This window comes from Salinispirillum marinum (assembly GCF_042650105.1).
In the GTDB taxonomy this organism is placed as follows: Bacteria; Pseudomonadota; Gammaproteobacteria; order Pseudomonadales; family Natronospirillaceae; genus Salinispirillum; species Salinispirillum marinum.
The window spans coordinates 330,954-355,254 of sequence record NZ_JBHSAL010000002.1 but is presented as its reverse complement, the minus strand read 5'-3'; the positions used below and the strand labels follow the sequence as shown (position 1 = coordinate 355,254).

Genomic DNA, 24,301 nt, shown 5'->3' with positions numbered 1-24,301 from the left:
ATGAGTGCAAAGTCAGTACACTTAAACATGGTGACAAAAGAATTCAAAGACGATCAAGGCAAAACGTCTACGGCGGTCTCGCAGGTAAACCTAAAAGTTGAACCCGGTGAGTTTGTCACCTTATTGGGCCCGTCCGGCTGCGGCAAGACAACCACTTTAAGAATGGTGGCTGGTTTTGAAACCATCACCACAGGGGATATCTTCTTTGGGGCTGATAATGTTCGAGACGTCTCGCCAAGCAAACGGGACTGTACCATGGTCTTCCAATCCTACGCCTTGTTTCCTCACATGTCCGTTTATGAAAACGTGGCCTACGGGCTACGCATTAAGAAAATGTCGGACACGGACATTCGAAGTAAAGTAAACAGCATTTTTGACATCATGAACTTAAGGGACTACAGCGCGCGCATGCCAGCGCAGTTGTCGGGTGGCCAACAGCAGCGTGTTGCCTTAGCCCGTGCACTCGTCATGGAGCCCGGCGTCTTGCTGTTTGACGAACCCTTGTCAAACCTGGATGCCAAACTGCGGCTTACCATGCGGGATGAAATCCGCCGAATTCAACAAGAAGTCGGCATCACAACATTGTACGTTACGCATGATCAGGCCGAAGCGATGAGCATGAGTGACCGTATTGTGGTCATGAATCAGGGGCGTATTGAGCAGGTCGGCACACCGGTTGAAATCTATCAACAACCGGCTACCGAATTTGTCGCCGGTTTCATAGGCAGTGCAAATTTCTTACGTGGAGTGGTGGTTGAGAAAAAAAATACACAACATGCGGTGAAATACCCCATGGGCATTTTGCAGCAGTTCTTTGAGGACGATCAGGCTATAAACGGGGAAGAAATCGTCACGGCTATTCGCCCAGAAGCCATTTCCTTGCACATTGAAGCGCCGATCAACCTGAACGGCCATAACATCGTGAATGGTATGGTCAAAAAGAGTGTATTCATGGGACAAACGCAAGAATACACGGTCGAGATCAACGGCATTAATCTGGATGTTCATGCGAGTAACCCTATTTCAGAACGGGTTTTCACGGTCGGTCAAGAAGTGAGCGTAGCAATACCCTATGACGCCATGAGGAAGGTAAACTAGTCGTCCTGAAGCCTGACTGTAAAGTCAGGCTTTTTTGAGCAATGCATAGACTCTTCCTATTTTTAGCCAAATATTACTATCCACATTTATCATCTGGCCTGCAGAGCAAATTCGTGCTTTCCTTAAGGGGAGCTCCGACACATTCGCCCATAAAAACAACGACGAGCAAGCCGACCGTGTTGAAAATACTCGTAGCAGACGACCATCCATTGTTTCGTGATGCCATCATCAGTGTGATTCGTGAGCATCATGCCGACGTATATACCGCTGAAGCCGACGACCTACCGGCTGCCTTAACCGCCTTGTTGCCTTCAGAAGATGCGCTCAAGCGCATGGAGGACTGGGATCTTCTTTTGCTGGACCTAAACATGCCCGGCATGGATGGGTTAAATGGGCTTATTCAGGTGCGCAATGCGTTGCCGGAATTGGCAGTTATCATGGTGTCCGCAGAAATTGAGCGCCAAACGATCTTGCAGGCGATGAATTTTGGTGCTGCCGGTTACATTCCCAAATCGTCATCGCGCGCACAGATGGCGGATGCCATCGAAAAGGTTTTAGCGGGCAATGTGTATGTACCAGCCGACATTCTTCGTCAAACCACGGCTCCTAATACGGTGCCCAGTGCGGCAACACCTCACATCCAGCAAGAGGCATTGCAGTCTCTCACACGCAAACAGTTGCAAGTGTTGGCACGCATGACGCGAGGCGAATCGAACAAACAAATTGCGAACCACTTAAACATTGCCGAAACCACGGTGAAAACGCATGTTTCTGCCATTCTGCGTCAATTGGGCGCGCAAAACCGCGTGCAAGCCATTTTGGCGGCGAAACAGCTTGATTTCACGCCTTACTTACGGCCGCAATAGACTGGTCATTAGAGCGCGCAACCGGTGTGGTTTTACGGGTTTATGTACAAGGTGTATGCCCTGTGCTCTGGCTTGCTCCTTCAGTTCGCGGCTATAGTCCGCTGTAATAATCATGGCGGGTACAGGTACAGCCCGGCTAGCCTGAATGCGGTTTATCACATCGATACCCAGAACCTGATCATCAAGGTGATAGTCTGAGATCAGCAAATCTACCGGAGTTTGCGCCATATTCACCTGTGCTGATAAATTCGCCAAGTCGTGCGCTACCACCACAATGCAACCCCACGCTTCGAGCAACCCTCGCATACCTTGGGCAACCTGAACATCGTTCTCGATAAGCCAGACCCTTGACCAAGCAAATCGTTCGGTTTTTACCAGCGAGTCGTCCCTTGTCAAGCGAACGATCTCTTGCTGTCGGGCTCTCGGTACGCGAATGCGGAAACAGGAACCGTGCCCAAGCTTTGAATGAACGTTGACAGGGTGATCAAGCATGCGGGCCATTTTATCTACTATGGCTAAACCCAAACCTAAACCACGGTCGGCATGCTCAGCCCCGGTAGACAAGCGCTGGAATTCGTTAAAAATGGCTGCCTGTTGGTCGTCAGGAATTCCCGGCCCGGTATCCCACACGGCAATATCAACGGCATGAGAACAAGGGCGACAACCCAAAACGACGCGCCCTTTACGTGGCGTATAGCGCACGGCATTACTCAAAAAATTACGCAACACACGACCGAGTAATACACTGTCGCTGCGCACAGTAAACGAGGGTGTATACGCCTTGAACGTTACACCGCCCTCCTGTGCTATGTGCTGGTATTCCATCGCTAATTGCGACAACAAGGCACGGAGATCAAATGCGGTGATGTCGGGTTGAATAATCCCCGCATCCAAGCGAGATATATCTATCAACGTTCCTAGTAGGCGATCAATATTATCCAATGCCTGGCTGACCGAATGAATCAATTGTGCCGTTTCAACGGTTGCTGGTTGTTCCAGCAACGCCCCTACAAACAACCGTGCAGCGTTGAGGGGCTGCAAAACATCGTGGCTGACGGCGGCAAGAAAGCGTGTTTTCGAGTGGTTAGCCTGCTCTGCTTCTTGTTTCGCCAGACGCAGCCGCTGGGCAAGTTCACTGAGTTCCGCAGTGCGCTCTCGAACTTGTTCTGCTAACGCCGTAGAATGTTCAAAGGCAGCATAGGGTGTGGTGTTCATCGAGCTGCCCGCTTCAACGCGCTCGATCAAGGCATCGTTGATGCGCTGCAAGCGTTGGTTTTCGCTTTCCAGCGCAAGCAGACGCTGTTGCAGATCAATCTCGTTGGTGTACTTCATCCGGCCCATCTTTAGGATAGCCCAGCATCACGCCGGTAAACGTCTGATTAATGTGGACACCATCGAAATGCTCGCCATAGGTATTGAAACCCAATACGCGATGTTGTCGGAGAAAATCAGACGCGGCTTCGACGTCACCGCGAGACTCGGTTTCTGTACGGCGCAAGAAACAATCGCACCCTAACGTCAGTAAGGGTGGTCCTATACGAGTTTCCAAAGCGGTCAAACAGGTGGCCAAATTCGGTAACAGGGGTTCCGGGGTCATGGTGGTTAGTACCATGCCATTCCCTACGGCGCAGTAAAAGGTCAGGCTGTCGTCTGCATTGACCCGCTGTATGGAGCGTACGTAATAGGCATTTCCGGTCCGCACCGCCAGCGGATGCAACGCAAAGGTGGTGGGGTTCAGGTCAGCGCGATCAATACCGAACGCTTCCAGATAAGCCTGAGCGGCTGGTTGCGCGTTCAACTCATGCACAGTACGTGTATCAGGGTCCGCCGCGGTGACCACCAGTTTTTCATGCAGGGGTGCCATGTGGTGCGTAGAAAACACTGCAAAAGGCAGTTTTGTATGAAACAAAATTAATATGGCCGCTTGGGTATGAAAACGTCCGTTAATGAACACATGCGTACGTGCCAAGTGAATATCATCTCCTGCCGAGCCACCAAAATGCGGAATGCTGCCCAACACGGCATCCAAAGCCGCCAGCACCCGCTCTTCCTGGCTGGACAGGCCATCCAACAAGGTCATGGCGAAAACTTCATTACCGCATAACGCTGGCGCTTTCATCAACAGCTCATCCAGCAACCGTTGTGCGTCGGCAAAACCGAAGGCTGGCAAGTCTTCAATCAGCGCCGATGACAGGGTCACATAAGCCGGGTCGAAACCAATAGCCGATACCGATCCGCGCGCGTAACCCTGTGGATTAATCTCTCCCGCCGTGGTGCAGCCAATGAGCGGCACATGCGCTAACGAGTTATTAAGCGCCTCCGCCAATTCAGCCAACGGGTATTCGGCCGAACAGAAAAAGAGCACGGTAGTGACTGGAGTACCAGAATATTGATCGGCCAGCGACTGCGCCACAGTTACGGGATCTATCGCATCAGACCAAGCTGGGTAGATGGCAATGGTTGGATTCGACATGGTGACAACTTCAACGACCATTAAGAATATTAAGAGTGCCACAAATAATGGGGGGATTGCACGTTCAATTACTATCGAACACCCTTGTTTATCTTAACTACTTGCGCACGTTCGAAACCTCTGAGGCGAAAATAAGGCTAGGCAAAAATGGCCAAGAAAGCGCAGCTTACGTTATGTAAGTGAGCATTTTTTGGCCATTTTTAACAACGCCAGATTGAGCAAAAGAGGTTTCTTAGTGTTTAGAAAAAGCCCATCGGATTCACATCATAACTCACCAGCAGGTTTTTCGTATTTTGATAGGCGCTCAGCATCATTTTGTGATTCTCACGACCCACACCTGATTTCTTGTACCCGCCAAACGCCGCATGCGCCGGGTAATGGTGATAACAGTTGGTCCACACGCGGCCCGCTTCTATGCCACGGCCCATACGGTAAGCGCGGTTCATATCACGGGTCCACACGCCAGCGCCTAAGCCGAATTCGGTATCGTTGGCAATCGCAAGTGCTTCTGCTTCATCCTTAAAGGTAGTGACAGATACCACTGGCCCAAAAATTTCTTCTTGGAAGACGCGCATTTTGTTGTGGCCCTTCAACAACGTGGGCTGAATGTAGTAGCCCGCATCGAGGTCCGTACCTAAGGCTTCTTTACCACCGCCCATCAGTACTTCAGCGCCCTCTTCTTTGGCAATGCCAAAATACGACAGAATTTTATCGTACTGTTCAGCCGATGCCTGCGCCCCCACCATGACGTCTGAATCTAAGGGGTTACCGCGTTTGATCTGCTTGGTGCGTTCGATAACCAACGCAATAAAATGGTCGTAGATGTCTTCTTGGATCAACAAGCGCGACGGGCAGGTGCACACTTCGCCTTGGTTGAAGAACGCCAATACCACACCCTCAACACATTTGCTGAGGTAGTTGTCTTCATGGTCAAGTACATCACTGAAGAAGATATTCGGTGACTTGCCACCCAATTCTACGGTGGAAGGAATGATGTTCTCCGCAGCGCATTTCATGATGTGCGCGCCTACTGGCGTGGAGCCGGTGAACGCAATTTTGGCAATGCGTTTGCTGGTCGCCAAGGCTTGCCCCGCTTCTGCACCATAGCCGTTCACTACGTTCAACACACCTGCAGGCAATAAGTCGCCCACCAGCTCCATAAATTTAAGAATGGACCATGGGGTTTGTTCAGCAGGTTTTAGCACGATGCAATTACCAGCCGCCAACGCAGGCGCCAGCTTCCACGCCGCCATCAACAACGGGAAATTCCAAGGAATGATTTGCCCAACGACACCCAGCGGTTCATTAAAGTGATAGGCAATGGTGTTCTGGTCAATTTCGCCAATGCTGCCTTCTTGTGCCCGAATGGCACCGGCAAAATAGCGAAAGTGGTCGACGGCCAAGGGTACATCGGCGTTTAGCGTTTCACGCACAGCTTTACCGTTGTCCCATGTTTCGGCAATGGCCATCATTTCAAGGTTCTGTTCCAAACGATCGGCTATTTTCAGCAGAAGGTTAGACCGTTCGGTGACGGACGTTTTGCCCCACGCAGCTTTGGCGGCATGGGCGGCATCTAATGCCAATTCAATATCTTCTTTGGTCGACCGTGGAATGCGGCAAAAGGCACGCCCGGTTACCGGAGAAACATTGTCAAAATACTGCCCGTTGACGGGTTTTATCCATTCACCACCAATGAAATTTTCGTACTGTGCGTTAACCGATACTTTGGCGCCGGGTTGGCCAGGATTTGCATAAATCATGATGTATGCCTCGAATGTTGTTGTTATTGATAGGGTGGTAACCCTGTCGATCATTTAGGCATACAGCAATAATTTCACCCATGCTGCCTTAGGTGGGGATTTCTCATGCTTTAGTAGGAGAAACCTTTTATTGAGTTCCTGATCTTATGCCGAAACCCTCGACCGATTGATCAAAATGAGACGCCACAAAATCCACCAGAAATTGATAGGTATTTGTATTTTCAGAAATGCCAAGGCTATGAACTAACGTAAATCGGTCCTCGATACCCAATTCCCTGTATCTATCGCCGACCTTCATGCCATTTTCAGGGCGGTGTATGTCGCCATCACCGGGCACAGGCCCGTAGGCTAAAAATAAGGGTGGCGAGTTTAAGGTGATGTCGTTAACCGGCTGCCAAACATCCGGGCGCTGCCAGAAACCGTCCGGCAACGCGGCATCCATATACACGCCCAGGATGCCCGGCTTATTGCTGTGGGCAAGTTTCCAACTCACGCCGGAACCCCGTGATCGACCACCGATGATCACGCGTTGGGCGTCCAGATTGTGCATTTCTGCATGTTCCTCAATCCAACGCCAAAGAAGCTCCGCATCTGCCCACGCTGTTTCCAGATCGCTTAGGTTGGTAATTCGCGGCACCGAGGCCCAACTGATGACGGCAATACCTTGTTCGTTCAACATTTTTACCATTGATGACACGGGTTGATCTGCAACGCCCGTGTTGGAATGCGACCAAAGGTATACAGGCATGGCGGAAGGTGTCTCTGACTCGGGAGTATATAACATCAACCACTGGCGACTCTCGGCACCATAAGGGATGGCATTCATTGGACGCTGGGCCGAGTCCGTCGGCAGCGCCACGCATGACGTAAGCATGGCCAGCATGACCCCGATGCCCAATCGTAGGCACACAAAACGACAATAACCTTTGATATGGCGACCTTTCATCACAGTTCGTCCTTTCAGTAGCTCCGTATCAAGCCATTGCTGATGTTGGACTGCAATGGCTAGCGTGCAGACACAGGATAGTGACATAACTTGGTCGGTTTTTGCAGGTGCAATTGCGTTCCCCTGCTGTTCTGCATTCATCACAGCGCAGACTATCGCTCAAGGCCTTTGTGGCCTACAATATCGTTCATGCAAAAAACCTTATCTACACTATCGTTCAGCCGCCTTTCGCAAGATGTGAGTGCGGGTCTTTTGGTCGCTTTGGTCGGCCTGCCACAGTGTCTGGCCTATGCCATGCTATCGGGTTTACCGCCGATGTATGGTCTATCCACGGCTATTGTTGCGGGCGCACTGGCGGCCCTATTGGGTAAAAGTGCGCACATCAACGTTGGCCCCACCAACACCACGGGTTTGATTGTCTTGGCCTCGCTGGCGCCCTTCGCAGGCTCACTCGATACCCTTCTCCCAGCCATGGCCGTGCTGACGATATTGGCGGGAGCATGGCGTTTGGTAATCGTTTTGGGTCGTGCTGAAAGGATTTTCAACTTTATTCCTGAAGCGGTCATGCTGGGTTTTGCGACCGGTGCGGCCTTGCTGATTGCCTGGATGCAAGTGGATGACCTACTGGGTCTTCCGGTACAAGGAGCGCGCACAGCGCTCGCGCAAGGTGAAGCCTTGATTGGCCTAACGTGGCTGGATGTGGATACGGTGGGCATCAGTTTGGGGGTTTTGGCCTTGATGGCGGTCTTGGTCGGTAAGCGCTATTTGCCTCGCTGGCCTATGGCGCTAATCGCCTTATTGATTGCCAGTGCCATTGCCATAACACTACCCCCAGCATGGCAAGAAAATATCATGTTTTTGGGCAATACTGCCGACATTCAGGATGGTTGGCCACAGGGTGCATGGCCAAGCCTTGATCCGGACCTTTGGTGGCAGCTCCTGACGCCGGCGCTCGCCATTGCCATGATCGGCTCTTTAGAATTGATTGTGACGTTGCGCGCCAATCGAGAAATGCATTTCTTGAATACCGAACTTCGCGCTCAAGGTTGGGCCAATATCGTGGCGGCCTTCGCCAGCAGTTTTCCGGCTTCAGCCAGTTTGACGCGCTCAGCGCTATTGAAATTAGGTCGCGCGCAAACCCGCTTTGCACCCTTTATCACCGCCCTGCTGTTGTTGCCCGTGCTGTTGTTGGGTGCCCAATGGATACAGCAAATTCCGGTGGCGGTTATTGCTGGCTTACTGGTGGCTACCGCGTGGTCAATGCTTGATCAACCCAGCATCTCTGCGTTGTGGCGGGGTAACCGTCAAACGCGCAGCCTCTTTTTAGTCACGCTGTTGGCCACCCTAACCATACCCTTCCACTACGCCATTTTGCTGGGTGTCGGCTTGAGCATCGCGCTGTTCTTACACCAAACCAGCCAGGCCGAACTGCGCTGGTTTACCTGCCAAGATGGCCAATTGTTTCCCCGGCCTTCCGCATACAACCCATTGGTCGACACACCCGCCAGCGATGACCACCCTGATTGCCTCTATGTGCAGGTCAGCGGCAGCCTGTATTTTGCCGCGGCCAAAGCATTGCCCGACCAGATATCGGCCGGTTTGACGCCACAATGCCGACGACTGTACATCGATGTCCATCATGCCCATCAACTACGCTACAGCGCCTTGTTGGCGTTAAAAGAGGTGGTGGATTACGCTACAGAACACGGCATAGAGGTATTCATCAATGGGACTTCACGGCTGAAGACAATGGCACAACGCTTTAATGTACCGCTGCCACTGGTTGACTGGACACTGGAACGCCGCATGGTTTGGCAAGATTGATCGCACTATAGCTGCGGCAACGACCAATGCGGCACGATGCCGGTTGTGTTGTAGCACGCCGGTAGATCCAGCCCCCGATGCGCGCCAAAGTCCGTCACCAAGGCGGTATCAAAACCTGCCGCCAGCCCACCGAGAATATCCGTGTGCAGAGTATCCCCTAGCATTAACACCCGTGGCGTAGCAAACAAGCCAGCTCTTTGCACAGCATCTTTCACCAGATCAAACGCATTATGAAACGGCTTGCCAAAGGGCTCTACCCAAGGATGTAATGAGGTGGGTAGTCGCTTCATACAGTAATAACCGGGCTGAACACGAAAACGGTCTTCATAGGGTGCTACAAGGTCGGGATTAGCCAACACAATGGGCCGTGGATGGGCGTTCAACGACGCCACCCACGCCTCATGTCGAGACATGTCCCACGCCGCAGCATTAAGAAAAATATACCCTTCAGCCGCCAAAAAATCGGGATGATCAGGCCATAAACCTTCGGGTGGTAAACCTGTAGCATCGGCATGTTCCGGTAATATGAAGCCCCACCGTTGTACTGCATCGTAGCGCCGCAATCCAATGATGGTTGCATCTCGGCTACTGATGATCTGCTCCGGTGTTAAACGAAAACCTAACTGTTGAAACTTAGCCAGGGCCTGAGCGCCGGAAAGCGACGCGCCATTGGTCAGCACCAGCACCTGTTTGCCTTGGTCCTGCAAGCGCGCCAATGCTTCAACCGCGCCCACAATCGCGGACTCGCCGACGTTCAAAACACCGTATGCATCAAACACAAATACATCATAGTGTGCAGCCAGTTCATCCAACGACTGCACCGTTTGGGTTTGATGCGTGCACGGCGGCACCTTCGGTAACGTGGCACGAATTTCCTCATACCAAGTTAAGATGGTTTCTGCCGTTATGTCACTGCTCATTAAATCACTGCCTTGCGCACGCTGGCCGATACCCATTCGCTGAACACCACGGTAGCCAACACCACCAAAATGATCAAGGTAACTTGCGGCCACGCCAACACATTCATACTGGCTTGTAATTGCACACCAATACCGCCAGCACCGACGAGCCCAAGAATAGCGCTTTCACGAATGTTGATGTCCCAACGGAAAACACTGATGCCAAAAAACGCGGGCAGTACTTGCGGCACAATTCCGTAGTTCAGAATTTGGCTGCGCGATGCACCCGTCGCCGTAATCGCCTCAATCTGCGCCACATCCGTTTCTTCAATGGCTTCATACAACAGCTTGCCGATAAAGCCAATCGACCGGAAGGCAATCGCCAGGATACCCGCCAGTAAGCCAGGCCCTAAGATAGACACCAGTAATAATGCCCATATCAACGAATTAATCGACCGGGTCGCCACAATGCACAGCAAAGCAAAAGGACGCAGAATCAGGCGCGATGGCGTGGTATTCGTGGCCGCTAAAAATGCCAGTGGCACCGCCATGATGATACCCAGCAAGGTGCCTAAAGTCGCCATGTTGATGGTGTCCCATAAGGGCTTCCATAAACGGTCCATATACTCCCAGCGTGGGGGAAACGCTCGATCCAACAAATCAGCTCCCGCACGCGGAGCGTCTGAAACAAATACCCATAGCGTGTTCTGCGTCATTAAATCCCAGCACCAAACAAAGAGTGCGACCAATAAAAACCAACCCAGCCACAACAACAGGCGGGTTTTGGGCGTACGATGACGCCAATTCAAATCCGATTCTTGCACAGTCATTTCACTAACTTCCGTAGATGACCTGAGGTGTATTCCGTTGCCATTACAATCAGAATAATGATCAACAATACCGCGCCAGCACTGTCGTATTCATAGCGCGATAGCGAGGTGTTCAAGGTCGCACCTATGCCACCTGCCCCCACAATGCCAATGACCGCACTTTCACGAAAATTGATGTCCAAACGATACAGCGACAAGCCGACCAAACGCGGCATCACTTGCGGTTGAATGGCGTAATTGATCAATTGAAACCATGACGCACCGGTTGCTCGAATCGCTTCGGCCTGCGCTTCATCAATGTCTTCTATATCCTCAGCCAGCAATTTACCGATGAACCCAATGGTGGCGAACGTTAAGGTCAGAAAGCCCGCGAAGGCGCCAAAACCGAACAAGGCCACGAAAAAAATGGCAACGACGATTTCTTGTAAAGCACGGCTCATTGCAATGATGCTACGGCAAAACAAGTACACCCAAGCGGGTGCCACATTACGTGCCGCACCAATACCAATCGGAATGGAAATCAACACGCCGACCACGGTGGAGGTCAACGTCATGGTTAGGCTTTCGACCAAACCGGCAGAGATGTCGCGCCAACGCGTCGTAAAATCTGGCTGTAAGAAACCACCCACGAACCGTTGTCCGCGCTCTAAGCCTTCCATTACTCGTAACCAATTCACCTCAACGGTGCCTGTAGCGACGTAAAGATAGGCAATGGCCGCGACTAAGAACAGCCAGCGCAAAGGTCGAGACTTAATGATTTGAGGCGGACGACGCCAATGCGTGGCGTAGGGTTTCGTGGTCATAACGCAGCCACCAAGCGCTTGGCTTCAGCCGCTGCAGCATTTTCTTCTGCCACATCCTCAGCGGCGCCCTTACGCATCGCCGTCCAGTCTTCTTCACCATAAATTTGGGTGAGAACCTGCTCGGTCAATTCACTCGGTTTGCCATCGAACACAATCTTACCGGCCTGCAAACCGATGATTCGGTCGGTGAACTGCTGCGCCAACACCACATCGTGAATGTTGATGATGGCGGGCAATCCGCTTTCATTACAAATTTCAACCAATAACCGCATGATTTGGCGGCTGGTTTTCGGGTCCAGACTGGCGGTCGGTTCATCGATCAACAGCAATTCAGGGTCTTGCTCTAAAGCCCGGGCAATACCAACCCGCTGGCGCTGACCACCCGACAAGGCATCGGCGCGTTTATCGGCATGGGCCGACAGCCCTACGCGGTCGAGCAAACGAAAGGCTTTGGCGATGTCTTCGCCCGGAAAGCGGCGGGTAAAACTGCGCCAAAATGGTACATAACCTAAACGGCCGGACAGAACATTTTCCATCACGGTTAAGCGTTCCACTAGCGCATATTCCTGGAAAATCATGCCAATGCGGCGACGCACGCGCCTTAAGGCCGTATTCGATAAGCCGGTGATGTTCTGATCATTCAGTTTTACAACGCCTGATGTAGGCTCAACCAATCGATTTATACAACGAATTAAGGTTGACTTCCCCGCGCCAGAAGGCCCGATCAACCCCACCACCTGCCCTTTGGGCACCGTAAAGGTCACGTCGGAAAGGGCTTTATCGCCCGTTTTGTAGATTTTGTTTAATGCTTCAACCGTCAGCATGATGAACTCCGCCATGCGCGATGCCACGCACAGTGTTAAAACCAGTGAAACCACAGAAACGAACACTCGCCTGCACGAGTGCTCGTTCAATCAAGCGTAAAATGACGCTGGGATATACTAAGGCTTAGCGACAGGTGTATTGCACACCCAAAGCCGCATCGATATCACGAATCACCGACCAATGACGCTGGAATGTGATGGGGATAAACTGCGCTTCGCCAGATTGCGAAAACTCGGCTTCAAGCGTCGTGCCTGCCCAATCGAAGCTGAAAAAAGCTTCTTGAATCTTAGCTTGCAAATCTGGATGCAGGTTGTGTGCAACACCGTAACCCGTAGTAGGGAAGCTGTCTGATTTAAAGACGGTTACATAGTCACTGCTTTTTACGACATCACGCGCCAACATACGGTTCAATACCGAGTTTGCAACAGCGGCGGCATCGTAGTCACGGTTTGCAACGCCCAAGATGGAGTTGTCGTGTGAACCGGAAAACGCAGGTTGATAATCACGGTTAGCAACCAACTGATAGTTCGACTCTAACAACGCTTGTGGTGCCTTGAAACCCGAATTTGACGTTTCTGAGGTGAACGCCAATTGACGACCTTTCAAGTCGTTGATTTCAGTGATGCCGGACGTTGGGTGGGTGATGATTTCCATTTCATAACCAAAGCTACCATCGGCACCGGCCATCATAGCAAACGGACGAAACCCGGCGCAGGCAACGGCCAACGGGTTCGAACCGGTGTTGAATCCGGCAATGTGTAGACGGCCAGAGCGCATGGCTTCGATTTGGGCCGCGTTCGAGTTTACAGGGAAAAACTGCACGCGTTTGCCGGTAACTGATGCCACATGATCCAGAAATGGCTTCCATACATCGGCATAAACAGCGGGATCTTCTACCGGTGTATAGGCGAATACCAAGGTATTTGGATTAACCCATTCAGACGCATTGGTGGGGATGTCGGCGATCAAGTCACCATCGTTATCCGTAAAGCGCGGATCTAAACTGAATTGTGCCAAGGCAGGTTGTGTTATTAGGGCTGCAAAGGCGGCCGCTATGATTGTTTTACGCATATTATCCTCTAGGCTGGTTTGTATGACAGCGCAGAGAATAGAGGCGTTTCGTGAACGTTTTGTGGTTTTTAAATGTCACTTTCATGACATCTTCTCACACAACGTTCATATTCTTGCCGACACAAAACGCAAAAAGCCAGTCACCGAGGTGGCTGGCTTTAACCTGACGAATAGTTTGAGTACTACTGTGCTGTTGTGATGTTCAACGGAATCTTCAAATACCGCTTACCGTTGCTTTCTTGCTTCGGCAAATGCCCCGCATCAATGTTCACAAGAATGCTCTGGTAAATCAGCTTAGGTGCGGCCAAGGTCTTGTCCTTGTTTTCCCGGAACTGCACAAACTCATCTTCCGACGTGCTGGCTTTTAACTGAATGTTTTTTGCCTTCTCTTCGCCGATAGTGGTTTCATATCGCAATTCGCGGCCACCGGGCTGGTAGTCATGCCCAACAAATACTCGCGTTTCATCAGGCAAACTGTACAAGTTCTTTTGAATGCCTTGATACAACGTGCGTGCATCGCCCGCTGGGAAGTCGCAACGGCCTGTGCCGAAGTCCGGCATAAACAACGCATCCCCGGTAAAGAGCGCGTCGTCCACATGGTACGTTAGGCATGCTGGTGTGTGCCCTGGGGTAGGCAGTGCTTTTATGCTCAGGCTACCTGCCGTCAGAACTTCATAATCTTCAATCAAACGATCAAACTGTTCACCGTTGGCAACGAAGCTGTCGTCAAGGTTATATACGCCTTTGAATACGCTTTGTACTTGACGAATACGTTCACTCACCGCCACTTGAACTCCGGGGAAATCATCCCGGAACAACTGGCTTGAGCTGAGGTGGTCGGCATGGGCATGGGTTTCCAGCACGTAATGGAGTTTCAGCCCTTCCTGCTTCACATAGTCCACCACCTGTTGATAAGAAGTGTCGGATACCTTACTGCCAATCGGGTTGTAGTCCAACACGGGATCAATCACCACTGCATCTTTGGTGGCAGGATCTGACACCACATAAGTCAGCGTGAAGGTAGCTTCGTCGTAAAATGTTTTGATATTGATGTTGCTCATGGTGTATCTCCTAGAGTTTGTATCTACTGATCACATGAGCAACATCTTATATTAGATATTTCTTATGGTCAACATTAGAATACTCTAAATTTTAAACTGGCGACCCTGCTTCTATACTGTAAGACACGAGCAAAATTTTGAGCACTCTTACGGCACTCTCATGACGAAGCAAACGATTGTACTGGGCGCAGGAATGGTTGGTGTGAGCGTCGCGTGGCACTTGGCGCAGCGCGGCCGCGATGTGCTCTTGCTGGACCGCCGACCACCCGGCCAGGAAACGTCCTTTGGGAATGCAGGCATCATTCAACGTGAATCCGTAGCACCTTATGCCTTTCCGCGCGATATGAAAACCATTCTCAAAGTACTGCCCAACCGCCGGATTGATATTCGCTATCGCCCCGCCGGTATGGTCGCTGCGGCCAGCCCGCTATTCAGTTATTGGTTAAATTCCATGCCGGACCGGTACAAGAAGATCGTACCGGAATACGCCTCCATTATTGCGCTCTGTACCGACGAACATGAGCCGATGATAGTAGCCGCACAGGCTCAAAAGCTGGTGCAAAAGAAAGGTTGGTTGCAGTTGTTCCGCACTGACGAAGCCTTGCGAGATGCGTTATTGAATGCCGCTGAAGCGCGCACCATGGGCGTGGAGTTTGCGCTGTTGCAACGTGCGGAATTAGAGCAAATTCAACCCGGCTTATCGTCTTCCATTATCGCGGCTATTCATTGGCAAAATTCATGGACCGTGGAATCACCCGGCGACTTGGTTCAGGCCTATGCGCAGCATGCGGAAACCATGGGCGTAACCTTCGTCCAAGCGGACATTCAATGCATTGACCAACACAGTGGCGGTTGGCAGGTAACCACAGCCACGGGTACATACGATGCTGCAGAAATTGTGGTCGCTTTGGGCCCGTGGTCGCAGCGCTACCTAGCGCCTCTCGGCTACGATTTTCCATTGTTTGTTAAACGCGGCTACCACATGCATTACCGCCAACCGCAAGACCAACAAGCCACCCTGAACTATTGGTTGATGGACAGCGAAAAGGGCTATTTGTTAGAGCCCATGAAATACGGTATTCGCCTGACCACGGGCGCAGAACTGGCTAACTTGGAAGCACCGCCGTCTTATAGCCAGTTGGATGCTGCCGAACACGAAGCACGTAAACTGTTTGGCATCGGCGAGCGAGCCGACCCGATACCCTGGAAAGGCGCCCGCCCCTGCTTGCCGGACATGAAACCCATTATTGGCCCGGCTCTAAAGCACGAAGGTTTATGGTTAGCCTTTGGACATGGCCATCAAGGCTTTACTCTTGGCCCACCAACAGGCCGGTTGCTGGCTGAATTGATGGATGGAGAACCAACGGCCATTGATATGCGGCCGTTTCGGGCGGAGCGGTTTCGCTAGGCTGTTTGGCCATCGCTAGAACACCGTCGACCACAACACGGCTAAGCGCAGAGGGATTTGTGCGAATTCCGTACCGCTATCCTGCTTAGCTAGGGGCACTTCAATAGTAGCATCCACTTGCGTGTTGTTACCCAAACTGCGCCCCACATTACCGAGCAACAACGTGTCTGCATCTTGAATGTTGTGCAGCAAACCTAAATTCAGGTTCACCAAAGGCGAAGGTGTAGCGCTGGCGTTCAGTGCCACATAGTGCTGTTTTCCGAGCGTAACCAGCCCTTTCTGAAAGAAATCCGACGTCATATTTTCCGCGTCACCAACATCATTATAGTGATACTCCGCGACCACATAGACATCAGACCAGACCGAGCGGTCGGCACCCAAGGTGATTCTAGCCCCCGACAGCACATCGTCGTGCAGCCATGCGGATTCCTGCCACAGCCCCCAATCACCGGCAAATGTTTGGGTGCTCAAGCCGACGATCCATTGCGCCTGATTGAGCGTCAGCGCCGTGAATTCCGCAGACACCGTACCCCATTGTTGCGTGGCACGGGCGAACAACAGGTTATCCTGACCAAACACCCAGCCTACATCCAATTCACCGGTTAAACCCAGTGGGTTCCGCCAACGCACAGCATCGACTCCGGGCCGATAACTGCGTTCTTGCGCGCCGATACGCTGCGGCACCACCACATCCAGTGGAGAAAATTGCCGAGAGACTCCCAAGCTGATGGGTTGTCGGCCAACGGTAAATTCTTGTGCACCCCAATAAAACACCCCATGTAAGGTATCGAGGTTCTGTTCTATCACCCAAGTATCACCATCACTGCGCCACAGTTCTGTAGGTAAATCCCAAAGGCGTAAATCTGCCCCCGTGGACTGGGCAGCAGCAATACCGGTGCCCGGCTCGTCCACCAACCGTACCCGGTGAGCCAACCCATAATGTGCATTTAAGGTAATCCCCACAGGTGCAGAGTATCGGGTATTCAGCCGGACAAGCGCTGTCTGGTCGACTACCGTCTGTTCGTTCGGGCGTTGCAGTTCACTACCTACATTGAGATCAACCCAGCTTTCGCAGCTCGCTGGCTCAGCCATCAGTACCCCAGCCAAAACCCAACCCAATAGGGGTAAGAATTTACCCACGACGGTCATCCTGTTCTATCCGGCCATCCCGCAGTTGCACCAACCGGCTGGCCCGCTCCATGATCATCGGATCGTGCGTGGAAAACACAAAGGTCATGCCCTCCTTTTGGTTCAACTCATGCATCATGTCCAGCAAGTCCTTGCCGGTTTGTGAATCCAGATTCGCCGTCGGCTCATCTGCCAGAATAATATCGGGCTGGCTCACCATGGCGCGTGCTACCGCAACGCGCTGCTGCTGTCCGCCGGACAATTCTTTGGGGCGTCGATGCGCTTTGCCTTCCAACCCAACTCGCGCCAACATGGCATCAACTCGACGCTGGCGTTCTGCCTTGGGTACGCCTTGCAACAGCATGATGTATTCGCAATTCTCTGCGGCGCTGAGGACGGGAATCAGGTTGTAGGCTTGGAAGATGAAGCCGATGTGGTCACGCCGGAAATCGGACAGCTCGCGTCCGCTCATCAGGGATATGGCCTTGTCACTCAAACGAACCTCGCCGGTCGATGGCGTATCCAAGCCGCCCATCAACTGCAACAGGGTCGATTTGCCGGAACCCGAAGGCCCGACAATAGCGGTGAACTCACCGGGCTGAATCACCATACTCACATCATCCAGTGCTTTAACCAGCGTGTCTCCCGCCCCGTAATGCTTACTCAGTTGTCGCGTTTCTATAACCGGTTTCATTCCAGACACTCCTTAAAGGCTTTTATGCAAGGCTTTCGCCGGCAGAATTCGGGCCGCATACAAGGCGGGGTAAAGCGCGGCGACTAAGGTGAGCGCCACTACTGCCACGGGGAAAACGGTGTACTGTGTTGCCTGCACTTCTGCTCGAATCACTTCGGCCACCGCCACCCCGGAAATCTCCATCGAGCCATAGTCGATGCCTACCGCACCCAACCACAACGTTCCCCCCAACCCCATCAGCATGCCCACCAGCACCGCACCTAAGGCTAACAATAGGGTTTCTGCCATGATCAAGGCGAACACCCCACGCCGCCGCGTACCAACCGCCAGCAACACGCCAATTTCCCATGTCCGCTCATAGATCGACATAAAGATGCCATTGGTCACACCCAGTCCGGCCAGAATGAACAAAATCACCCCGATGACGGCCATGCTAGAACCGGTTAATGCCAACATGCTGGCCAATTGAGGCATCAAGGTCGTCCAACCTTCGGCACGTACATCAGGGCCGCTCAGTTGTTGCCACAACGGTAAATAGGGGTCACTGGCTAAACTGGCGTTCTGCATGTTGAAGGCAATTTCATGCACTCCATCGCCAATCGCCAGCATGCTTTGCAGGCGCGGTAACAGGATGAAAATGGCCTCTTCGTCAAACCCCTTGGCGTTAAAATGAAACAAGCCACTGACCCGGAATAATTGTTGGTCAGCGCTGTTGTATTCTTGGTTATGCACTGACACCACAAGGCGATCACCAAGGTCCACCTCCAACAGTTCGGCCAACCGCCGCCCCATCAGCAGCTGCCCCACCGGGCCAGAATCCGCCAAATACTTACCGTCCACCATCACATCGGCCAAACGCGACACCCGCGCCTCCGCATCAGGTGCAATGCCAATAACTTGCACAGCGCGATTGTCGGCGGCGCTGGAGATCATGCCAAAAGCCAAGGCACGGGGCGTTGCATTGGCTACGGAAGGCTCTCGCGCCAAAGACGTCAACAGCGGTTCGGGGTTTGGCACATAAAACGTTTCATCGCGTTCCGCTAGGTAGTCCACATGATGGATTTGCGCATCGCCCGGAAACATGCGAGTGGCGGAACGCACGGTAGCATCGGTAAAGCCCACCACAAAAGCATCGGTTAAGATCAACGCCGCGGTGCTCAAGGCGATAATCAGCCCGGTTAACAAGGTGCGCCGCCGGTTGCGTTGTAGATTGCGCAACGCCAGTTGCCAGTGTTGTGGTTGAAAAATGCCCATTACAAAGCCCTCATGGCATCGACTGGCACCAATCGGCTGGCCCGCCACGCTGGCAACAGAGAAATCAACACCGCAGCGACAAAAATGATCTGCGCTGGCATCAGAAATACCGTCAACGACATCTGTCCACGATAATGGCTAAATACGATCCCCGAAATATCGATCGGCTCAGCCAACGCCACGCCCACCAAGCTCATCCAAAGGTTTAAAGGAAAGGCCAACAAGAACCCGATACCACACCCTAACAAGGCCAACAGAAGCGTTTCTAGGACGATCAATGAGAAAATCCGTTGCGGTGGCGTTCCGATGGCCTTCAATACACCGAACTCCCCCGTGCGTTCCATCACCGACATCAATACCGTATTGAGCACGCCCACACAGACCAGGAAGATCAAAATGTAACTGGCAAACATCCCACCTTCTTTGTCCGCCTCCATCAATTCGTAGAATTCTCGCGCGACTTCTTGCCAAGTCGAAACGACCACCGGGTCGGTAAAGCCAGCCCCGGCAACCCAAGTATCTACCGCCTGCTGTACTTGCTCTGAACGCCGATAATCCTCTCCCACCACCAACCATCGGTGCGCTTGTTCGGGCAACACAAAAAACGCCTGTGCGGCTTGTAGAGGCAGAACCACCCACCGGCTTTCTGCCGCGTCGGCATCGCCTAGGATACCGGTAACCCGATAAAGATCATTCGCCATCGAGCCATCCGCACCTTGCGACAACAGCACGATGTCGTCACCCACAGATAGATTCAATTGCCGCGCGGTCAACGCACCGATCATCGCTTCGTAGAGGCCATCGGGTGTCAGTTGGTCGGTAAAATAGCGCCCCGCAGTGATTTTTTCTGCCAGATAAGACAGCTCTGCTTCGCGCTCGGGAATTAAACCTTTCACCTCGACCGGCAAGCTTTTTTCTTCGCCATACGCCAATGCACCGCTTTCAATGCGTGCCGACACCGAATGCACCTCTGGTAACGCAGCCAGACTGCTCAGGCCATCAGCCGACACGGCAACGGTGCGATACAGATTAGGGCGCTCAATGTACCCCGGCGCGGTGAGCTGTACATGCCCGGTGGTATCGCGGGTGAAGTACTGCAGCACCTGATCGTAACTGCCCTCATTTAGCGAATACATAACCGAGACCAGCAAATAGCCACCGGACATGCTCAATAGCGTCAAAATTGTACGCCGACGATTACGCAAAATATTGCGTAAGGCCAATACCCACATCAACATGATGACGCTCCTTAGGGCACGCGCCGTAAATTTTGCAGCGAAAAGAAAGACTCGTCCAAATCCACATCGAACGACAATGCCTCGTAGGTGATACGCGTAATCTGCCCCGGCTTATTGACCGGTCGTAACGTCATTGTGGCGGGAAGTGTTACACCACCGAAGTCACGAATGTCGCTGAACTCCATGACGCGCATCAACGCGCCCGACTCATCGAAATATCGCTGGGAAACGGGCAATAGATCGGACTGACGCAACGTAATTTCCATCGCCCCCCACACCGTCACCGTTTGTTCACGCGGGATCAGATGCAAAACATAGAGATCGCCTTGTTCTTCCAGCCGCACCTCGTATTCATCGACCCAGGACGTTTCCCGCATCAAATCATCGTTGGTAAAGTCCGATCCCATCCAGCTACCCATCATCATGGATGGCGATACCCGCACGGTACGGTTGACCCGAGGCAGGAAATTCCACATTTCGTCGTCACGCTTTAAGGTACTTACACCACGATCACGTACCGGCTCCAATACGCGAACCAAGGCGTAATCCAAGCCCAATGACCATGAATCCATGGTGAGCGTACGTTCAAAATCCGGGGTGACAATGTGCATGGACATGCGGGCTTGGGCAGAATCCTGTTGGTAGAGCTGATCCATCTGGGTCAGTAAGGCAATGGCTCTTTCTTGATCGGCAGACACCAAGGGAGCCGACATTGCCAATGAGAGTGTGATCAAGCCAATCGTACGCATTTGCCTTGCTCCGCTAAGATTCTATCTAAACGATAGCAGGCAGGTATGTATTGTGCGACTGACATTCGTCACCTTTTTGTCCCAGTTTTTGGGATCATATTCCGCCTAGTGTCGACGAGCTAGTCAGTTAAACAACGATTTACCTTCTAAAATGACTCGACCCTCACCTGCCGGTTTAATCGCACAGGCCACCAGCTTTTGCGCCAACTGCTTGGCTTCAATGGGCCGAATACTGGCGGGCAATAGCGGTGCGATAGGACCAAAAATCTTTTGACTGATGCTTTCCATTGGCCGTTGCGCATGCGGTCCTAATAACAAAGATGGCCGCAGAATGTGCAAGCTACGCAATGGCAGTTCATAGAGTGCATCTTCTAACGCGCCTTTCACCCGGTTGTAAAACACTTTAGATTGCGCATTCGCCCCCACCGCAGAAATCAAACAGACCCGTTGGGTTCCACGCCCCACCGCCCAGCGCGCCAACGCCAGAGGATAGTCGTAATCAATCTCTTGAAAACGCGCTTGGCTACCCGCCTGCTTGATGGTCGTGCCAAAAGCGATACACAGCACATCGGGGGCTTCATTCAGTTGTTTGTCGAACGCCGTGAAATCGGTAAAATCCGTCGCAATAAATTCGCTGTTGCTTGGTGCTTCTTCTGGTAACCGCCGACCGGGCAACCATACGTTTTCGCATTGTTCCGCTAAGAGTGGCAAGGCCGCAGACCCAACCAGGCCCGTGGCACCCATCAGCATTGCGCTCTTTATGTTGGTGCTCATACTGCCTACCCCTATGTCTTATTTATCGTTTCTTTAACTGATCATAACGTCAATTTACGCCAGCGGCACCCAAGCGCAGTTCCATGAACACACTGTAGGGATCCTCCTTGTAAGACCCAAAAGGCCCACAATAGGAAAAGCCATGTTTTAGGTACAGTGCTCTGGCGGGTTCAAAAAACGGCATTGAACCCGTTTCAAGGGCTATCGAACGGTATTGCCTGTTCATTGCTTCTTGCACAACATGGCTGACCAGTTTTGAGCCTATACCCTGGCCTCTTACCGACGCTTTCACCCGCATAGACTTCACTTCGCCATGATCTACGTCCAGCTCTTTAAGCGCAGCACAACCCACCAGTTGATCACCGTCGTACAGGCTCCAAAAGGTGATGTCCGGCGCTCGTAAGCCCTCTAAATCCAGCGCATGTTTGCTTTCCGGGGGCGAAACAGACCTCATATCATTGATATGTTGTTGCAGGAATTCGGCGATGTCTTTGCCTTCAAGGTTATCGATGCGGATGTCCATCAGTCATTTCCTTCTGCGTGCTAATTGGTCAGTACAGCCAATTAACAGGCATTCCGCCTTAAAAATCCAGCATTGGAATAAACCCGGCAGCAAGCTTCACGCTCCGCGCTCTATTAGCTTGGGGAGCGGGAGTCGTGAAGCAATTTATGTAGGTCATTGTGCAATCCTCGGAAACAACCTTAAATAATATGCCACGGAATGGCACTTATTCCATGAATTCAGGTCCGAGGTCGTTCAGTTGATGCTATATGCCCAAACGCCTACGTGGCCTGAAAGCGGGCAATTTCGCGATCTACACGTTCAAAGCGTTGACGCAAGTCGATCAGTGAGCGCTGAGCATCCAGTACCCTGCTCTGGGTTTTCCCGGCCGAATCCGACACAGACTGCACATTGGTTGCCACCTCCTCAGTCACTACCGTCTGTTGCTCCGAGGACGCAGCCACTTGCGTGAACAGGTCATTAACACGGGTCATAGAGGCGAAGAGATCTTCCATTGCGCGTTCGCTATTCTGCACTAGTGTTAAACTATGCTCGGCAGCCTCCTGATGAGTGGTCATAGCATCAACTGACTGCTTGCTGCGAGCGCTCAGCCTCTCGATAACACTGCTTATGGTGCTCGTGGATTCATGAGTCTTGCGAGCCAGGTTACGCACTTCATCTGCCGCCGACTCCATTAGCTCTACCAACTGCCGTACCGCTTGATCGGTAGCACGACTGTCAGCGCCCACAGAGCCGAAGGTTTCCTGCAATAATGCCAAATGCTGATCTAACGAGCGTGCGACATCGGCTAATTCATCCCGCCCATCATCATTAATACGCTGAGTAAGATCATGCTTAACCGCAACTGCACCCAGTACATCCCGAATACGGTTTACTCGACGTCCTAATGACAGCACGGTCATCACAATCACCAAGGCCATCAGTGATATCAAAATCAACGCAGCAAAGAGTGCTACCTGCTGTTGCCATTGTCGATTAGACAGCGTGCTATTGGCGAGCGCTGCGGACTCGGCCTCCATATCCAAAGCCAAACCATTCAAATCAACAATGATCTGGGTTGCTAAGGCAAACCAATCCGATGGCCCGGCGAGATTGCTAGGATCGGATGCGCTAAACACACCATTAAGTACCTGACCAACTCTCTGCCAGTGATTACCAGAGGACAATTGCGTCAATTGGCGGCGGCGCTCAGGGCTGGCAAAGTAATTGAAAACAGCTTCTCTGGCTGCGAAGTCATCTGTGTAGGATTTTATGACTACAAGACGTTGAGCCGTTGTGCCTCCGGCACTGAACACGCCATTGAGGGCACCGCGATACTGACCGGTACGCTCCTTCATCCACAAGATTGCGAGGTGAGCTTCCATTAACCGTTTACCTTCCAGTGAGTCCAGTTGCACCATAAGGAACCCACTGGCCTGCAAGGCATGGAGAATTAAGTCCGAGTAATAGTTAAACGCCGCCGCCCCGTTAAGCACATCTACATCTCGGCGCAGTGCCGAACGCGCCTCTAAGCGTTCGAGCACCGGTTGTAATGCATTGTCGATAGCCGAATGTTCTAAAGTCCGTGGTTGACCGTCTTCTACCCAGGCGCGCAGTCTGTCGGCAGCCTCATCAGCTACTCGACGTTGTGCGCGCACTGCAGATTCACCCGAAGTGCCTCCAGAACCTAGAAAGCCAGCAGTCAAGCCACGCTCTACCGCAAATTCATGGGCTAGACTGTTCAAGTGGCCGGCAATTTCCGCAACCTCCACGCTCACTTTTGCCGCACGGACATCAGCACGCACCGTACTCAACCAGAGCATTAGCATAGCCAGAGCAAACACAATAGGAATTAACGACAATAACAACAAAAGGGTACGAATTTTCATTCGTGACAGCAGTGTTTGAGTCAGGGATGTAACCATGGAAATGCGCTCCGTTATTCTCAAATGCACAGAGTGTTCGCATCATTAGATGATGCATACAATAAGCAGCGTTACGCTGCCTTATAATTTTGTCTGATTCGCAATAACTTCAAGACATCCATGAATAACATCGGCCTGACCAACAGCGCTCGTTATCCTTCGATGGAAACTCC

At 52.1% G+C, this 24,301-nt stretch carries 22 protein-coding genes; 4 read left to right on the top strand and 18 right to left on the bottom strand.

Translation table 11 applies throughout. The features are described from left to right. Both ACFOSD_RS08765 and ACFOSD_RS08760 read left to right on the top strand, forming a co-directional pair. Complete coding sequence (locus ACFOSD_RS08765; RefSeq protein WP_380695586.1) at window positions 1–1,098, top strand: ABC transporter ATP-binding protein; 1,098 nt, start codon at window positions 1–3, stop codon at window positions 1,096–1,098. Between the two features lie 176 nt (window positions 1,099–1,274). Then, complete coding sequence (locus ACFOSD_RS08760; RefSeq protein WP_380695584.1) at window positions 1,275–1,964, top strand: response regulator; 690 nt, start codon at window positions 1,275–1,277, stop codon at window positions 1,962–1,964. On the opposite strand, the gene ACFOSD_RS08755 is transcribed toward ACFOSD_RS08760, so the two are convergent. From ACFOSD_RS08755 to ACFOSD_RS08740, 4 genes are all read right to left on the bottom strand, one after another. Then, window positions 1,950–3,296: an ATP-binding response regulator gene (locus ACFOSD_RS08755; protein ID WP_380695582.1), complete on the bottom strand. Its 1,347-nt coding sequence runs from the start codon at window positions 3,294–3,296 to the stop codon at window positions 1,950–1,952. The two genes, ACFOSD_RS08760 and ACFOSD_RS08755, sit on opposite strands and share 15 nt — an antisense overlap. Then, window positions 3,274–4,437 (bottom strand): nitric oxide-sensing protein NosP, encoded by a 1,164-nt coding sequence (gene nosP / locus ACFOSD_RS08750; RefSeq protein ID WP_380695580.1) that lies wholly within the window; start codon window positions 4,435–4,437, stop codon window positions 3,274–3,276. The genes ACFOSD_RS08755 and nosP overlap by 23 nt, the downstream gene beginning before the upstream one ends. Before the next feature lie 239 nt (window positions 4,438–4,676). Further along, window positions 4,677–6,197 (bottom strand): acetaldehyde dehydrogenase ExaC, encoded by a 1,521-nt coding sequence (gene exaC / locus ACFOSD_RS08745; protein ID WP_380695578.1) that lies wholly within the window; start codon window positions 6,195–6,197, stop codon window positions 4,677–4,679. Window positions 6,198–6,324: 127 nt separating this feature from the next. Next, entirely contained in the window at window positions 6,325–7,143 is an 819-nt protein-coding gene (locus ACFOSD_RS08740) for a hypothetical protein (protein WP_380695576.1), read from the bottom strand. 189 nt (window positions 7,144–7,332) lie between these two features. Here ACFOSD_RS08740 and ACFOSD_RS08735 point away from each other — a divergent pair, with 189 nt between their 5' ends. Beyond that, window positions 7,333–8,967 (top strand): SulP family inorganic anion transporter, encoded by a 1,635-nt coding sequence (locus tag ACFOSD_RS08735; protein WP_380695574.1) that lies wholly within the window; start codon window positions 7,333–7,335, stop codon window positions 8,965–8,967. 5 nt (window positions 8,968–8,972) lie between these two features. Here the strand turns inward: ACFOSD_RS08735 and ACFOSD_RS08730 are convergent, their stop codons facing one another. The 6 genes from ACFOSD_RS08730 to ACFOSD_RS08705 all read right to left on the bottom strand — a co-directional run bounded on the left by ACFOSD_RS08730 (window position 8,973) and on the right by ACFOSD_RS08705 (window position 14,456). After that, entirely contained in the window at window positions 8,973–9,980 is a 1,008-nt protein-coding gene (locus tag ACFOSD_RS08730) for an HAD-IIA family hydrolase (RefSeq protein WP_380695572.1), read from the bottom strand. Further along, a complete protein-coding gene (gene phnE / locus ACFOSD_RS08725) occupies window positions 9,887–10,696 on the bottom strand; it encodes a phosphonate ABC transporter, permease protein PhnE (protein WP_380695570.1) in 810 nt (269 codons plus the stop codon). The genes ACFOSD_RS08730 and phnE (ACFOSD_RS08725) overlap by 94 nt, the downstream gene beginning before the upstream one ends. Continuing rightward, entirely contained in the window at window positions 10,693–11,499 is an 807-nt protein-coding gene (gene phnE, locus ACFOSD_RS08720; RefSeq protein WP_380695568.1) for a phosphonate ABC transporter, permease protein PhnE, read from the bottom strand. Before phnE (ACFOSD_RS08720) ends, phnE (ACFOSD_RS08725) begins: the two co-directional genes overlap by 4 nt. Further along, window positions 11,496–12,323, bottom strand: a complete 828-nt coding sequence (gene phnC, locus ACFOSD_RS08715) for a phosphonate ABC transporter ATP-binding protein (RefSeq protein WP_380697254.1) — start codon at window positions 12,321–12,323, stop codon at window positions 11,496–11,498. Before phnC ends, phnE (ACFOSD_RS08720) begins: the two co-directional genes overlap by 4 nt. 124 nt (window positions 12,324–12,447) lie before the next feature. Continuing rightward, window positions 12,448–13,395, bottom strand: coding sequence for a phosphate/phosphite/phosphonate ABC transporter substrate-binding protein (gene phnD / locus ACFOSD_RS08710; RefSeq protein ID WP_380695566.1), 948 nt, complete (start codon window positions 13,393–13,395; stop codon window positions 12,448–12,450). A 182-nt stretch (window positions 13,396–13,577) separates the two neighbouring features. Further along, the gene (locus tag ACFOSD_RS08705) at window positions 13,578–14,456 is read right to left on the bottom strand and encodes an MBL fold metallo-hydrolase (RefSeq protein WP_380695564.1); all 879 of its coding nucleotides are present in this window, start codon (window positions 14,454–14,456) and stop codon (window positions 13,578–13,580) included. A 160-nt stretch (window positions 14,457–14,616) separates the two neighbouring features. Between ACFOSD_RS08705 and ACFOSD_RS08700 the strand changes: the two genes are divergently transcribed. Beyond that, window positions 14,617–15,864: an NAD(P)/FAD-dependent oxidoreductase gene (locus ACFOSD_RS08700; RefSeq protein WP_380695562.1), complete on the top strand. Its 1,248-nt coding sequence runs from the start codon at window positions 14,617–14,619 to the stop codon at window positions 15,862–15,864. Window positions 15,865–15,879: 15 nt separating this feature from the next. Here ACFOSD_RS08700 and ACFOSD_RS08695 read toward each other — a convergent pair whose 3' ends face one another. The 8 genes from ACFOSD_RS08695 to ACFOSD_RS08660 form a co-directional block, all read right to left on the bottom strand. Continuing rightward, on the bottom strand, window positions 15,880–17,013 hold the full coding sequence (locus ACFOSD_RS08695; RefSeq protein WP_380695560.1) for a hypothetical protein: 1,134 nt from the start codon (window positions 17,011–17,013) through the stop codon (window positions 15,880–15,882). After that, the gene (locus ACFOSD_RS08690; protein WP_380695558.1) at window positions 16,997–17,686 is read right to left on the bottom strand and encodes an ABC transporter ATP-binding protein; all 690 of its coding nucleotides are present in this window, start codon (window positions 17,684–17,686) and stop codon (window positions 16,997–16,999) included. The genes ACFOSD_RS08695 and ACFOSD_RS08690 overlap by 17 nt, the downstream gene beginning before the upstream one ends. A 12-nt stretch (window positions 17,687–17,698) precedes the next feature. Then, a complete protein-coding gene (locus ACFOSD_RS08685) occupies window positions 17,699–18,940 on the bottom strand; it encodes an ABC transporter permease (RefSeq protein WP_380695556.1) in 1,242 nt (413 codons plus the stop codon). Then, window positions 18,940–20,178 carry an ABC transporter permease gene (locus ACFOSD_RS08680; protein ID WP_380695554.1) on the bottom strand — a complete coding sequence of 413 codons (1,239 nt, stop codon included), beginning with the start codon at window positions 20,176–20,178 and terminating at the stop codon, window positions 18,940–18,942. Before ACFOSD_RS08680 ends, ACFOSD_RS08685 begins: the two co-directional genes overlap by 1 nt. Window positions 20,179–20,189: 11 nt before the next feature. Then, complete coding sequence (locus tag ACFOSD_RS08675) at window positions 20,190–20,927, bottom strand: outer membrane lipoprotein-sorting protein (protein ID WP_380695552.1); 738 nt, start codon at window positions 20,925–20,927, stop codon at window positions 20,190–20,192. Between the two features lie 123 nt (window positions 20,928–21,050). Next, entirely contained in the window at window positions 21,051–21,701 is a 651-nt protein-coding gene (locus ACFOSD_RS08670; protein WP_380695550.1) for an NAD-dependent epimerase/dehydratase family protein, read from the bottom strand. 49 nt (window positions 21,702–21,750) lie between these two features. Next, complete coding sequence (locus ACFOSD_RS08665; protein WP_380695548.1) at window positions 21,751–22,224, bottom strand: GNAT family N-acetyltransferase; 474 nt, start codon at window positions 22,222–22,224, stop codon at window positions 21,751–21,753. A 260-nt stretch (window positions 22,225–22,484) separates the two neighbouring features. Further along, the gene (locus tag ACFOSD_RS08660; RefSeq protein WP_380695546.1) at window positions 22,485–24,128 is read right to left on the bottom strand and encodes a methyl-accepting chemotaxis protein; all 1,644 of its coding nucleotides are present in this window, start codon (window positions 24,126–24,128) and stop codon (window positions 22,485–22,487) included. Window positions 24,129–24,301 lie beyond the last annotated feature (173 nt).

Coding starts and splice junctions, on each gene's coding strand:
- ACFOSD_RS08765 (WP_380695586.1), top strand. CDS start 1: ATGAGTGCAAAGTCAGTACACTTAAACATGGTGACAAAAGAATTCAAA.
- ACFOSD_RS08755 (WP_380695582.1), bottom strand. CDS start 3,296: ATGAAGTACACCAACGAGATTGATCTGCAACAGCGTCTGCTTGCGCTG.
- nosP (WP_380695580.1), bottom strand. CDS start 4,437: ATGTCGAATCCAACCATTGCCATCTACCCAGCTTGGTCTGATGCGATA.
- exaC (WP_380695578.1), bottom strand. CDS start 6,197: ATGATTTATGCAAATCCTGGCCAACCCGGCGCCAAAGTATCGGTTAAC.
- ACFOSD_RS08740 (WP_380695576.1), bottom strand. CDS start 7,143: ATGAAAGGTCGCCATATCAAAGGTTATTGTCGTTTTGTGTGCCTACGA.
- ACFOSD_RS08735 (WP_380695574.1), top strand. CDS start 7,333: ATGCAAAAAACCTTATCTACACTATCGTTCAGCCGCCTTTCGCAAGAT.
- phnE (WP_380695570.1), bottom strand. CDS start 10,696: ATGACTGTGCAAGAATCGGATTTGAATTGGCGTCATCGTACGCCCAAA.
- phnE (WP_380695568.1), bottom strand. CDS start 11,499: ATGACCACGAAACCCTACGCCACGCATTGGCGTCGTCCGCCTCAAATC.
- phnC (WP_380697254.1), bottom strand. CDS start 12,323: ATGCTGACGGTTGAAGCATTAAACAAAATCTACAAAACGGGCGATAAA.
- phnD (WP_380695566.1), bottom strand. CDS start 13,395: ATGCGTAAAACAATCATAGCGGCCGCCTTTGCAGCCCTAATAACACAA.
- ACFOSD_RS08705 (WP_380695564.1), bottom strand. CDS start 14,456: ATGAGCAACATCAATATCAAAACATTTTACGACGAAGCTACCTTCACG.
- ACFOSD_RS08700 (WP_380695562.1), top strand. CDS start 14,617: ATGACGAAGCAAACGATTGTACTGGGCGCAGGAATGGTTGGTGTGAGC.
- ACFOSD_RS08695 (WP_380695560.1), bottom strand. CDS start 17,013: ATGACCGTCGTGGGTAAATTCTTACCCCTATTGGGTTGGGTTTTGGCT.
- ACFOSD_RS08690 (WP_380695558.1), bottom strand. CDS start 17,686: ATGAAACCGGTTATAGAAACGCGACAACTGAGTAAGCATTACGGGGCG.
- ACFOSD_RS08685 (WP_380695556.1), bottom strand. CDS start 18,940: ATGGGCATTTTTCAACCACAACACTGGCAACTGGCGTTGCGCAATCTA.
- ACFOSD_RS08680 (WP_380695554.1), bottom strand. CDS start 20,178: ATGTTGATGTGGGTATTGGCCTTACGCAATATTTTGCGTAATCGTCGG.
- ACFOSD_RS08675 (WP_380695552.1), bottom strand. CDS start 20,927: ATGCGTACGATTGGCTTGATCACACTCTCATTGGCAATGTCGGCTCCC.
- ACFOSD_RS08670 (WP_380695550.1), bottom strand. CDS start 21,701: ATGAGCACCAACATAAAGAGCGCAATGCTGATGGGTGCCACGGGCCTG.
- ACFOSD_RS08665 (WP_380695548.1), bottom strand. CDS start 22,224: ATGGACATCCGCATCGATAACCTTGAAGGCAAAGACATCGCCGAATTC.
- ACFOSD_RS08660 (WP_380695546.1), bottom strand. CDS start 24,128: ATGGTTACATCCCTGACTCAAACACTGCTGTCACGAATGAAAATTCGT.